This is a genomic window from Streptomyces sp. LS1784, assembly GCF_020103755.1.
GTDB lineage: Bacteria > Actinomycetota > Actinomycetes > Streptomycetales > Streptomycetaceae > Kitasatospora.
This window is the reverse complement of sequence record NZ_JAHSQD010000272.1, coordinates 1-10,931: the sequence shown is the minus strand read 5'-3', so window position 1 is coordinate 10,931 and position 10,931 is coordinate 1. Positions and strand designations below refer to the sequence as shown.

Here is a 10,931-nt window from a genome sequence, read left to right as displayed (position 1 = left end):
CTGCCGTCGAGCACGGCCCGCACCCGGGCCGCGGTGCCGCCCTCGGCGGGCATCCGGGAGACCCCGAGCGCCGCCACGCCGTGGTCGGCGGCGAACAGCAGCACCTTGGGAGCGGAGATCGGCAGCACCGGGGAGCGCCCCTGCACCGAGGCCAGCCAGCTGCCCAGCTCCTCCAGCCTGCCGAGCCCGCCGCGCGGCCGGTCGGCCGCCTGCCAGCGCTCCTCGGCGGCCCGCCGGGCGCTCTCGTCGGGGCGCTCGACGAGCGAGGAGAACGTATCGAGATCCACGGTCGTGTCCATCGTCCGGAAGGCTACACGCCGCACGTGTTCAGTCCGAGGCTGGCTTGACGTCCGGCTTGATGGTGAGCGCCTGCCCGGCCACCACCAGCAGGACCCGCTCCGAGGCGTCCGCCACGGCCATGTTGAGCCGGCCCAGGGTGTCGCGGAAGCGGCGGCCCGCGGCGGTGGCCGGGACGACGCCCATGCCGACCTCGTTGCTCACCGCGACGACCGCCCGCCCGGTGGCCGCCCAGGCCCGCGCCAGCGCCTCGCAGCGGCGCTGAACGGCGGCCTCGCCGCCGTCCGCCCAGACCTCGTCGTCCCAGGCGCCGCACTCGTCCATCACGGCGGTCAGCCACAGGGCGAGGCAGTCGATCAGCACCGGCGCCGGGTCGGCGGGGTCGGCCAGCACGGCCTCCAGGTCGCAGGTCTCGGCGGTGCGCCAGCCCGCCGGCCGTCGGTCCCGGTGCAGTGCGACCCGCTGGGCCCACTCGGCGTCGCCGTCCCGGGTGCCGCCGGTGGCCACGTACAGGACGTCCGGGTGGTCGGCGAGCAGCTGTTCGGCGCGGGTGGACTTGCCGGAGCGGGCGCCGCCGAGCAGCAGCGTGCGGGGCAGCGTGGGACGGGTGGGCCGGGATGGGGTCGCCATGGCGACCATCCTGCCGGACCAGGCATACGGAAGATCCGGCCGGGCAGGCTATGGTGCGCAGCAACACAGGCAGCGTGGTCAGTGGGAGGAGCCGGCATGGTCTGGACGTGGCGGTACGAGAAGGCGGACGGCAGCGCGGTGACGCCCGGCGGCGGGCAGGAGGAGTTCGCCGGCCAGGGGGACGCCGAGACCTGGATCGGGGAGACCTGGAAGCAGCTCGCGGACGACGGTGTGGACACCGCGGTGCTGCTGGAGGACGACCGGGTCGTCTACGCGATGAGCCTGAGCGAGGAGTAGACCCGACGGGGTGGAGCGGCCGCGGAGCGGCTACTTCGCCCCGATCACGTGCAGGAGCGCGGCGACCTGCCGGTACGGGTCGGTGCGGCCGGCCCGGTCCTCGGCTTCCAGGAGCTGGGCCAGTTGCCGCCCGTCCACCGGCGGGGCCGCGTCGTCCGGGGCGTTGTCGGTGAAGACCCGCACGCCGTACCAGTGCCGCAGCGGCACCGACACCTCGGAGAGGGTGACGGTGAGGTCGGCGAGCCGGTCGGCCCGCGCGGCCAGTCCGAGCCGGTTGTAGTACCGGTCGCTCTCGAAGGCGTGCAGGGCGGCCCGCCAGTCTCCGGCGGCGGCATGCCGCAGGGCGAGCGCATCGCGGTTGCGGACCAGCAGCGAGAGCAGCCCGCCGGGCGCCAGCAGCCGGGCCAGCGAGGCGATCATCGGGTCCGGGTCGGGCAGGTACATCAGCACGCCGTGGCAGACCACCACGTCGAAGCTGCGCGGGCCGAACCAGCGCCCGCACTGGTGGCCGTCGCCGCTGAGCAGCTGCATCCGGCCGCGGACCTCCGGCGGCTCCTCGGCGAGCGCCCCCTGGGCGACGCCGAGCGCGACCGGGTCCGAGTCGATCCCGGTGACGTAGTGGCCGGCCCGGGCCAGGCGCAGCGCCTGGGTGCCCTGGCCGCAGCCGATGTCGAGGACGCGCTGCGCGCTGCGCCCGGACAGCTGTTCGGCGAGCTGGCGGGCGACGAGCTCCTGGCGGACGAAGTTGCGCAGCCCGCCGAGCCGGTCCAGCCAGGCGCCGGTGCCGCCCGCGAAGGACCCGCTGCGCGAGGGCAGCCGGCGCTCCTGGGCCAGCCGGTCGTGGCCGCCGCCCCCCTGCCCCGGAAGCGCGTACAGGCCGGGCCCCTCCCAGGAGGGCGGGGCCCAGCCGGAGTCGACCGGTTCGGCGGTCAGGGCTTCTCCCCGCGCCGCACCTGCGGCTTGGGCAGGCGCAGCCGGCGCATCTGGAGGGTGCGCATGATGCCGTACGCGACGGCGCCGCGGGTGTTCTGACCGGCGAAGCGCTCGGCCAGCTGCTTGCGCAGGCCCAGGCCGAGGCGGACGAAGTCCAGGATCACGAACACGAAGAACAGCAGGAACAGCAGGGTGGAGAGCAGCTGGAGCGTCGGCACCTTGATGATGCTGAGCACCAGGATGACCACGGCGGCCGGCAGGAAGAACTCGGCGAGCGACCAACGGGAGTCCACGTAGTCGCGGGCGAACTTGCGCACCGGGCCCTTGTCGCGGGCCGGTAGGTGGCGCTCGTCGCCGTTCAGCAGGGCCTGGCGCTGCTTCTCGCGCTCGACGCGCATGCGCTCACGCCCCTGGCGGGCGGCCTCCTTGCGGTCCTTGGGCACGGTCACCCGGGTGCGCCGGTTGGCCTCGGCCTCACTGCGCTTGGGGGTGGGGCGGCCCTTCTTGGCCTGCGGGTCGCGGGCCTGGGTCGTCTCGTCCTGCTTCTCCAGCACGGTGGCGGAGGCGGCGGCATCATCTGAACGGCGTCGGAACACACCACCAGCGTACGGGGTGCGACGCGGCTTCCACGGGTGCCCTCGGACCCAAACGCATATCGATACCACCAGGTCGCCATCCGAACGGGGTTTCCCGGAGCCTTCCCGTAGGGGATCAGTCGGATGGACGATGGGGGGGATGAGGGGCGGATCCACCCGGGGGAGGAGGAAACGCCACTGGTCGCTGTAGCAGTCTTGTTGCAGGCAGGTGCACTGCGGCGACGGGCTCGCTGCACATACACTCGTCGTGTCTGGTAACGAGATAGAGACCGCAGGCCGGAGAAGGGGGCACCCGAGGCCCATGAGCGACGGAATCATGAAGCGTATGGGGCTGATCTTCCGCTCCAAGGCGAACAAGGCCTTGGATCGGGCGGAGGATCCGCGTGAGACGCTGGACTACTCCTACCAGAAGCAGCTCGAACTGCTGCAGAAGGTACGGCGTGGTGTCGCGGACGTCGCGACCTCGCGCAAGCGGCTCGAACTCCAGCTGACCCAGCTCCAGCAGCAGTCGGCGAAGTACGAGGACCAGGGCCGCAAGGCACTGTCGCTCGGCCGCGAGGACCTTGCCCGCGAGGCGCTGACCCGCAAGGCCAACATGCAGTCGCAGATCAACGACCTGGAGACGCAGTACCAGCAGCTCCAGGCCGAGGAGGAGAAGCTCACGCTCGCCTCCCAGCGACTTCAGGCCAAGGTGGACGCCTTCCGCACCAAGAAGGAGACCATCAAGGCGACGTACACGGCCGCCCAGGCGCAGACCCGCATCGCCGAGTCCTTCTCCGGCATCTCGGAGGAGATGGGCGACGTCGGCCTGGCGATCCAGCGTGCCGAGGACAAGACCGCCCAGATGCAGGCCCGCGCCGGGGCCATCGACGAGCTGCTCGCCTCCGGAGCGCTCGACGACGCGAGCGGTCTCGGCCGCAAGGACGACATCGAGGCCGAGCTGGAGCGCGTGGCCGGCGGTTCCGACGTCGAGCTTGAGCTGGCCCGGATGAAGGCCGAGCTGTCCGGTCCCTCCACCGCCGGCCCCGCCGCGATCGAGCAGGGCAAGCCGCAGGACGTCCAGCCGCAGCCGCAGCAGGACACCCCGCGCATCAACTACAACAAGTGATCTGAGCTCGACCCCACGAACCAGGGAGACGCACGGCATGATCATCAGGGTCATGGGTGAGGGGCAGTACGAGGTGGGCGAGGACCACCTGAACGAGCTGAACACGCTCGACGCTGATCTCGTCACCGCAGTGGAGTCGGGCGACGAGGAGCGCTTTCGCCTGACCTACGGCAAGCTGCTGGCCGCGGTGAAGGAGTCGGGTGCTCCGGTGCCGCTGGACTCGCTGGAGCCGTCGGAGCTGATCCTGCCGAACGCGGACGCGACGATCGCCGAGGTCCGCGAGCTGCTGATGGCCGACGGCGAGGGCGTGATCCCGGGCTTCCCCGAGTAGCGCTTGCGGCTGCTGCCAGACGAAAGGGCGGGCCCCCTCCGGTGGGAGGGGGCCCGCCCTTCGCTGTTACTCGCCCGGTAAGGGCGGGGGTCGGGCTACGGCAGGGCCAGCATCCGGTCCAGTGCCGCCTTGGCGTGCTTCTCGGTCTCCGGGTCGACGGTGATCACGTTCGGCACCCGGCCCTCGACCAGCGACTCCAGCGCCCAGACCAGGTGCGGCAGGTCGATCCGGTTCATGGTCGAGCAGAAGCAGACCGTGCGGTCCAGGAAGACGATCTCCTTGTCCGGGTGCGCCTTGGCCAGGCGGCGGACCAGGTTCAGCTCGGTGCCGATGGCCCACTTGGAGCCGGGCTCGGCGGCGTCCAGCGCCTTGATGATGTACTCGGTCGAGCCCACCATGTCGGCGGCCGCGACGACCTCGTGCTTGCACTCGGGGTGCACCAGGACGGTCACACCGGGGACCCGCTCGCGGACGTCGTTCACCGAGTCCAGGCTGAACCGGCCGTGCACCGAGCAGTGGCCGCGCCAGAGGATCATCTTCGCGTCCCGCAGCTGCTCGGCGGTCAGGCCGCCGTTCGGCTTGTGCGGGTTGTAGACCACGCAGTCGTCCAGCGAGAAGCCCATGTCCCGCACCGCGGTGTTGCGGCCGAGGTGCTGGTCGGGCAGGAAGAGCACCTTCTGTCCCTGCTCGAACGCCCACTCCAGCGCGCGCTTGGCGTTGGAGGAGGTGCAGATGAGGCCGCCGTGCCGGCCGGTGAAGGCCTTGATGTCGGCGGAGGAGTTCATGTACGAGACCGGGACGGTCACGTCGGCTATGCCGGCGTCGGCCAGCACGTCCCAGCACTCGGCGACCTGCTCGGCGGTGGCCATGTCGGCCATCGAGCAGCCGGCCGCGAGGTCCGGCAGGACGACCTGCTGCCGCTCGCTGGTGAGGATGTCCGCGGACTCGGCCATGAAGTGCACGCCGCAGAAGACGATGTACTCGGCCTCGGGGCGGGCCGCCGCGTCGCGGGCGAGCTTGAAGGAGTCGCCGGTGACGTCGGCGAACTCGATCACCTCGTCGCGCTGGTAGTGGTGGCCGAGGATGAAGACGCGGTCGCCGAGCGCGGCCTTGGCCGCGCGGGCGCGCTCGACGAGGTTCGGGTCGGAGGCCGGGGGGAGGTCACCGGGGCATTCGACGCCGCGCTCGCTGTTCGGGTCGGCCTCGCGGCCGAGCAGCAGCAGAGCGAGCGGCGTCGGAGTGGGGTCGACGCCGTGGGTCTCGGTGATGGTGGTGGTCACGGGCGGGTGCCCTTCTGTGCGGCCGAGCTAGCGGTGGGGCCTTTTCGTCTATCTGACGCTATCTATTCTAACCGCTTAGCGTCAGAGTGACGATGGCCATCCTGTCGATGTGACGAGAACCGCTCGCCGGAATGGACCCTGGCGGAGCCGGATCGCCGATCGGGGGCAGTCCGGCGTGGCCGAATCGATATCCCGAAGCCCGCGGGTATGGCTGAGCCCATGAAGGCAATCGCGATCAACCGCTACGGCGGCCCCGAGGTGGTCGAGTACACCGACCTGCCCGATCCCAAGGTCGGGCCCGACTCCGTCCTGGTCGAGGCCCGGGCCGTCGGGGTGAACCCGGTGGACTGGAAGATCCGGGACGGCGCCCTGGACGGCATCCTCGACGCGCACTTCCCGCTGGTCATGGGCTGGGACCTGGCCGGCGTGGTCCGTGCGGTCGGCGGCGGGGTCACCGAGTTCGCCCCGGGCGACGAGGTGTACGGCTACGTCCGCAAGGACACCGTCGAGCACGGCACCTACGCCGAGCTGGTCTCCGCCCCGGTCCGCACCCTGGCCCGCAAGCCGGCCGCGCTGGACTGGGCGCAGTCCGGCGGCCTGCCGCTGGCCGGGCTGACCGCCCTGCAGGGCCTGAGGGCGCTGCGCCTCGCCGAGGGCGAGACCGTCCTGGTGCACGCTGCCGCGGGCGGGGTCGGCCATCTGGCGGTGCAGCTGGCCCGGGCCTCCGGCGCCCGGGTGATCGGCACCGCGGCCGAGCGCAACCACGACTTCCTGCGCGGCCTCGGCGCCGAGCCGGTGCTGTACGGCGAGGGCCTGGCCGACCGGGTCCGCGGCGTCGCCCCCGACGGGGTGGACGCGGCCCTCGACCTGGTCGGCCTCGGCGCCGTCCAGGTCTCGGCCGGCCTGGTGGCGGACCCGGGCCGGATCGCCTCGGTCGCCGACTTCGGGGTCAAGGCGCTCGGCGGCCGGTACGTCTGGGTCCGTCCGGACGCCGGCGACCTCGCCGAGCTGGCCGCGCTCGCCGACGACGGCCGGCTGACCGTCACCGTCGCCTCCACCTTCCCGCTGGCCCAGGCCGCCTCCGCCCAGGCACTCAGCGCCGAGGGCCGCACCCGGGGGAAGATCGTGCTGCTCGTCCCGTGACGGCCTCCCGCCGGTCATCCGTCGGCGGTGAACTCGTCCAGGTCATCCGCCAGAATGGTGACGAACCGCTTCGGCAGTGGCAGCCCGCCGCCGGAGCGCCCCGCCGAACCCCCGTACGACCCGTGGAGCCCCGCACCCATGACCAGCCAGCGAGCGCACGAGGTGGTCGGGGCCGACCTGGACGAGACCGACCGGCTCCTGCTCGCCAGGCTCGGCAGCGACGGCCGCGCCTCGTACGCCGAGATCGGCCTGCAGGTGAACCTCTCCGCCACCGCCGTGCGCCGGCGGATCGACCGGCTGCGGGCGCGCGGCGTGGTGCGGGGCTTCACCGTGGTGCTCGACCCGGCCGTGCTGGGCTGGCAGACCGAGGCCTTCGTCGAGGTCTACTGCCGCGAGCGCACCGCCCCCGAGGAGATCCTCGCCAGCCTGCGGCAGTTCCCCGAGGTGGTCGCCGCCTGGACGGTCACCGGCGACCCGGACGCCCTGGTCCACCTGCGGGCCGCCGACATGCGCCACCTGGAGGCCGTCATCGAGCGCATCCGGCGCGAGCCCGGTGTGCAGCGCAGCCGCTCCTCGGTGGTCCTCTCCCAGCTCATCGGCTGACCCCGTCGGGCGGTACGCAGGAATCCTGCGCGGACCGGCCCGAAGACGCTCGAAACCTGCCTGACCAGCCGCGTTCCGACGCGCGGTGAGGCGCCCGCGCTGCCTACGCTGATCACGTCCGGTCGTCGCGGTGAGGCGTCCTGCCGACCGGACGCCCCCCGACACCCCACGCCGAGAGGGACACCCGTGTCCGCAGCACCCGACCGCATGCACCGGCCCGACAACGAACTGGTCGACCTGGTTTTCGACTACATGCGGGAGCGGCTGCAGTACGACCCCGTCCCGCTCGACCACCCCGGTGACGGCGAGCACCTGCGCACCCAGCTGTCCGGCCTGCTGAACCAGGACGGCAACAACCCGGTCGACGTGCTCAAGCTGTACGACCACGAGCTGTCCCGGGCGGTCATCTCCGCCGACAGCCCGCGCTACCTGTCCTTCATCCCGTGCGCCCCGACCAAGGCCGCGCTGCTGTTCGACATGGTCGTCTCCTGCGCCTCCCTCCAGGGCATCTCCTGGCTGGAGGCGGCCGGCGCGATCGCCGCCGAGAACCAGGTGCTGCGCCTGATCGCCGACCGCGCGGGCCTGCCCCAGTCGGCCGGCGGCACCTTCGTCTCCGGCGGATCGGCGGGCAACCTCTCGGCCCTCGTGGTCGCCCGCGACACCGCCCGCCGCCGGCTCGCCAGTGAGGGTCGACCCAGTGGTCCGGAGGTGCGGCTGCGGGTAGCCGTCGCCGACCAGGTGCACTCCTCGGTCAAGAACACCTTCAACATCATCGGCGTCGAGGCCTTCAAGGTTCCGACCGTCAACCGGCGGTTCACCGGCGAGGCGCTGCGCGCCGCCCTGGCCGCCGACCCCAACCCCGAGACGGTGATCGCCGTCGTCGGCACCGCCGGCACCACCAACGAGGGCATCGTCGACGACCTCAAGGGCCTGGCCGAGGTCGCCCGCGAGCGCGACCTGTGGTTCCACGTGGACGGCGCCTACGGCGGTGCGGGCCTGTTCGCCCCCTCGGTGCGCGAGCGCTACGAGGGCATCGAGCACGCCGACTCCTTCGTGGTCGACCCGCACAAGTGGCTGTTCGCCCCCTTCGACTGCGCCGCGCTGATCTACCGCAACCCGCAGCTCGCCCGCGCCGTGCACACCCAGGACGCCTCCTACCTCGACGTCCTGCACACCGAGGGCGACGAGTGGAACCCCACCGACTACGCCTACCACCTGACCCGGCGCGCCCGCGGCCTGCCGCTCTGGTTCTCGCTGGCCGTGCACGGCGTCCAGGCCTACACCGACGCCATCGAGGCCGGCCTCACCCTGGCCCGGGAGACCGCCCGGCTGATCCGGGAGTCCGAGCACCTGGAGCTGCTGTTCGACCCGCAGCTCTCGGCGGTCTGCTTCAAGCGCAAGGGCTGGACCAACGACGACTACTACCGCTGGTCGCAGCAGCTGCTCGCGGACCAGATCGGCTTCGTCACCCCCACCGGCTGGGACGGCGAGACGGTCGCCCGCTTCGCCTTCCTGCACCCGGGCACCACCATGGAGATGGTCAAGGAGATCCTGGACACCATGGTCTGAGCCTCCGACGTCCTGACGTCCTGACGTACGGCCCCCACCGGCATCCGGCGGGGGCCGTACGCATGCCTACAGGAACGCCCCGCTCGGTAGGTACGGCATCGGCGGACGCATCCCGCGCACCCCGACGAAACCGCCGGCCCGCGGCGTCAGCCCGACCTCCAGCCCGACGTCCAGCGCCCACTCCTGCTCCGCGGTCAGGTGCTCCACCCGCGCCTCAACCCCGTCCGGCACCCGGGCCAGCGCCTCGCGCAGCAGCCGGGCGGCGATCCGCTTGCTGGTGGCCGCGAGCAGCCGCACCACGCCGCCGTCCCGGTAGCAGTAGCCGCTGCCGGCCAGCGCGTCGGCGATCAGCAGCTCCTCGAAATGGCCCAGCATCAGCTCGTGGTCCGGCCCGTGCGCGGACCCGCGCAGCCGCCGGTCCACCGAGTCCAGCAGGTGCAGGTGGCCGGCGTTGCCGCGGTGCACCGGGATGTCCCCGGGATCGAGCAGGCCGTCCCGCTCCACCCGCCCGGTCAGCCGCATCGTCGGGTGCAGGGTGAACCCGGCCAGCCGGTAGCGGCGGGCCGCCGCCGGGGAGTCCGCGGAGCAGACCATCCCGCGCAGGCAGCCCCGCGAGTGCGCCGCCGCCCGTTCCAGCAGCAGCCGTCCGACGCCCTGGCCCTGTGCGGACGGCCGGACGGCGTACAGGGAGGGCGCCCACAGGCCCTCCCGGCGGATCGACAGCACCGCCCCGACCGGCTCGCCGGCGCTCTCCGCCAGCCAGCAGCCCCCGGGGTCGGTGCGCGCCAGGTGTCTGGTCCGGGCCAGCCGCATGGGCGTCGGCTCCCGAGCCGCACCGGCCGGGGAGGCGTCGGCGAACGCGGCGTCGGCGAGCTCCCGGACGACCTCCGCGTCCGCAGCGGTGTCCCTGACCGGGCGAATGATCACGAGGACCATCCTGGCGTCCGGCGGGCCGCCGCGGGGCCGGTTCACCCGGATCCGTGCGCAGGGCCCGTCCGGCGGATCCGGTCGGATCAGGCCCTCGGGCGGTGACCTGTCCTCCGAGTGTGTGCGAGCATGGGGAGCGTAGGGGACGCGGGTGGCACACCCGGCCCACGGATATCCAGCCGCGAACAGGCCGTAGAAATCCATCGCCGCCCGGGAAATGAAACCGGACGGCCGTTGGTTGGCACTGGCGGCAGACCGTCGTCAAGACCGGGAGAAAGCAGATGACCGTCCAGGACGAGACCACCGTCGAGAGTGGCATCCTCCTCACCGATGCCGCCGCGGCCAAGGTCAAGGCCCTGCTGGAGCAGGAAGGCCGCGACGACCTCGCGCTGCGCGTCGCCGTCCAGCCCGGTGGCTGCTCCGGCCTGCGTTACCAGCTGTTCTTCGACGAGCGCTCGCTCGACGGCGACGTGATCAAGGACTTCAACGGTGTCAAGGTCGTCACCGACCGGATGAGCGCCCCGTACCTGGGCGGCGCCACCGTCGACTTCGTCGACACCATCGAGAAGCAGGGCTTCACCATCGACAACCCGAACGCCACCGGCTCCTGCGCCTGCGGCGACTCGTTCAGCTAAGCCCGCTGCGGAAGGCGGCCCCGGGGATCACCCCGGGGCCGCCTTCTCGTTCTCCGCAGGCAGGGCGCCTACTGCCCGGCGATGTCCGGGGTGACCGGGTCCGGCCCGATGTGCGGGTCGCCCTCCAACGGCAGCTCCTGGCCGCTCGTCCTGTCGACCACGGTCCGCCCGGCCAGCGGCGAGCGCAGGTCGGCCGCCACCGACTGCCGCTTGGCCAGCGCGTTGCACACCTGCCCCGGCTGGACCGTGGGCGGGCCCGGCACGACCAGCACGTCCACCCGGCCCGGCTGCGACTCGTCCGCCTTCAGCGCGTACTTGGTGCAGACCCCGCCGAAGAAGTAGACGGTCAGCTTGGTGGTGCCGTCCACCCGGTAGGCGACCGGGGGCCGGACGGGCGAGCCCGAACCGTTCGGGTCCGGCTCGCCCACCGCGATCCCGTTGCCCGGCGGAGTGGCCGGGGCCGGCTGCCCGGGTGCCGGCGAGGCCGGGGTGGGCGTGAAACCGGTCGGCGGCGTCCGGGCCGGCTGCGCGGCACCGGAGGAACTCCCCGTCGGCGCAGCCGAGGACGGGCTCGCGTCCGCC

Annotated in this window: 12 protein-coding genes and 2 pseudogenes; 7 read left to right on the top strand and 7 right to left on the bottom strand. The window is 72.6% G+C overall.

Annotated elements, in window-relative coordinates:
- Both KS423_RS26585 and cobU read right to left on the bottom strand, forming a co-directional pair.
- Positions 1-299, bottom strand: a 299-nt coding sequence (locus KS423_RS26585) for a nicotinate-nucleotide--dimethylbenzimidazole phosphoribosyltransferase (protein ID WP_224282297.1), incomplete at its 3' end; no start/stop codon positions are given.
- Between the two features lie 28 nt (positions 300-327).
- Positions 328-900: pseudogene (gene cobU / locus KS423_RS26580) on the bottom strand (bifunctional adenosylcobinamide kinase/adenosylcobinamide-phosphate guanylyltransferase); the annotation flags it as partial.
- A 123-nt stretch (positions 901-1,023) separates the two neighbouring features.
- Between cobU and KS423_RS26575 the strand changes: the two are divergent.
- Positions 1,024-1,224, top strand: a complete 201-nt coding sequence (locus KS423_RS26575) for a hypothetical protein (RefSeq protein ID WP_224282296.1) — start codon at positions 1,024-1,026, stop codon at positions 1,222-1,224.
- A gap of 30 nt (positions 1,225-1,254) precedes the next feature.
- Here KS423_RS26575 and KS423_RS26570 read toward each other — a convergent pair whose 3' ends face one another.
- Both KS423_RS26570 and KS423_RS26565 read right to left on the bottom strand, forming a co-directional pair.
- Positions 1,255-1,995 (bottom strand): class I SAM-dependent methyltransferase, encoded by a 741-nt coding sequence (locus KS423_RS26570; protein ID WP_224282298.1) that lies wholly within the window; start codon positions 1,993-1,995, stop codon positions 1,255-1,257.
- A gap of 158 nt (positions 1,996-2,153) precedes the next feature.
- Positions 2,154-2,753 (bottom strand): DUF3043 domain-containing protein, encoded by a 600-nt coding sequence (locus KS423_RS26565; RefSeq protein ID WP_224282295.1) that lies wholly within the window; start codon positions 2,751-2,753, stop codon positions 2,154-2,156.
- A gap of 301 nt (positions 2,754-3,054) precedes the next feature.
- Here KS423_RS26565 and KS423_RS26560 point away from each other — a divergent pair, with 301 nt between their 5' ends.
- Together KS423_RS26560 and KS423_RS26555 are read left to right on the top strand one after the other, a co-directional pair.
- Positions 3,055-3,861, top strand: a complete 807-nt coding sequence (locus KS423_RS26560; protein WP_224282294.1) for a PspA/IM30 family protein — start codon at positions 3,055-3,057, stop codon at positions 3,859-3,861.
- A gap of 37 nt (positions 3,862-3,898) precedes the next feature.
- Positions 3,899-4,192, top strand: a complete 294-nt coding sequence (locus KS423_RS26555; protein ID WP_224282293.1) for a hypothetical protein — start codon at positions 3,899-3,901, stop codon at positions 4,190-4,192.
- A 95-nt stretch (positions 4,193-4,287) separates the two neighbouring features.
- Here the strand turns inward: KS423_RS26555 and nadA are convergent, their stop codons facing one another.
- Positions 4,288-5,472 (bottom strand): quinolinate synthase NadA, encoded by a 1,185-nt coding sequence (gene nadA / locus KS423_RS26550; protein ID WP_224282292.1) that lies wholly within the window; start codon positions 5,470-5,472, stop codon positions 4,288-4,290.
- A gap of 219 nt (positions 5,473-5,691) precedes the next feature.
- Between nadA and KS423_RS26545 the strand changes: the two genes are divergently transcribed.
- The 3 genes from KS423_RS26545 (at position 5,692) to KS423_RS26535 (ending at position 8,787) form a co-directional block, all read left to right on the top strand.
- On the top strand, positions 5,692-6,615 hold the full coding sequence (locus KS423_RS26545) for an NADP-dependent oxidoreductase (protein WP_224282291.1): 924 nt from the start codon (positions 5,692-5,694) through the stop codon (positions 6,613-6,615).
- A gap of 138 nt (positions 6,616-6,753) precedes the next feature.
- Positions 6,754-7,218: an Lrp/AsnC family transcriptional regulator gene (locus KS423_RS26540; protein WP_224282290.1), complete on the top strand. Its 465-nt coding sequence runs from the start codon at positions 6,754-6,756 to the stop codon at positions 7,216-7,218.
- Positions 7,219-7,404: 186 nt separating this feature from the next.
- Entirely contained in the window at positions 7,405-8,787 is a 1,383-nt protein-coding gene (locus KS423_RS26535; RefSeq protein WP_224282289.1) for an aspartate aminotransferase family protein, read from the top strand.
- A 66-nt stretch (positions 8,788-8,853) separates the two neighbouring features.
- On the opposite strand, the gene KS423_RS26530 is transcribed toward KS423_RS26535, so the two are convergent.
- The gene (locus KS423_RS26530; RefSeq protein WP_224282288.1) at positions 8,854-9,714 is read right to left on the bottom strand and encodes a GNAT family N-acetyltransferase; all 861 of its coding nucleotides are present in this window, start codon (positions 9,712-9,714) and stop codon (positions 8,854-8,856) included.
- Positions 9,715-9,995: 281 nt separating this feature from the next.
- Here KS423_RS26530 and erpA point away from each other — a divergent pair, with 281 nt between their 5' ends.
- The gene (gene erpA / locus KS423_RS26525; RefSeq protein ID WP_153460426.1) at positions 9,996-10,349 is read left to right on the top strand and encodes an iron-sulfur cluster insertion protein ErpA; all 354 of its coding nucleotides are present in this window, start codon (positions 9,996-9,998) and stop codon (positions 10,347-10,349) included.
- Positions 10,350-10,417: 68 nt separating this feature from the next.
- Here the strand turns inward: erpA and KS423_RS26520 are convergent.
- A pseudogene (locus KS423_RS26520) lies at positions 10,418-10,931 on the bottom strand (hypothetical protein); the annotation flags it as partial.

What these genes read in the sequence shown, in the direction of transcription:
- KS423_RS26545 (WP_224282291.1), top strand. Translation starts at nt 5,692, where the DNA reads ATGAAGGCAATCGCGATCAACCGCTACGGCGGCCCCGAGGTGGTCGAG.
- KS423_RS26540 (WP_224282290.1), top strand. Translation starts at nt 6,754, where the DNA reads ATGACCAGCCAGCGAGCGCACGAGGTGGTCGGGGCCGACCTGGACGAG.
- KS423_RS26555 (WP_224282293.1), top strand. Translation starts at nt 3,899, where the DNA reads ATGATCATCAGGGTCATGGGTGAGGGGCAGTACGAGGTGGGCGAGGAC.
- KS423_RS26560 (WP_224282294.1), top strand. Translation starts at nt 3,055, where the DNA reads ATGAGCGACGGAATCATGAAGCGTATGGGGCTGATCTTCCGCTCCAAG.
- KS423_RS26575 (WP_224282296.1), top strand. Translation starts at nt 1,024, where the DNA reads ATGGTCTGGACGTGGCGGTACGAGAAGGCGGACGGCAGCGCGGTGACG.
- erpA (WP_153460426.1), top strand. Translation starts at nt 9,996, where the DNA reads ATGACCGTCCAGGACGAGACCACCGTCGAGAGTGGCATCCTCCTCACC.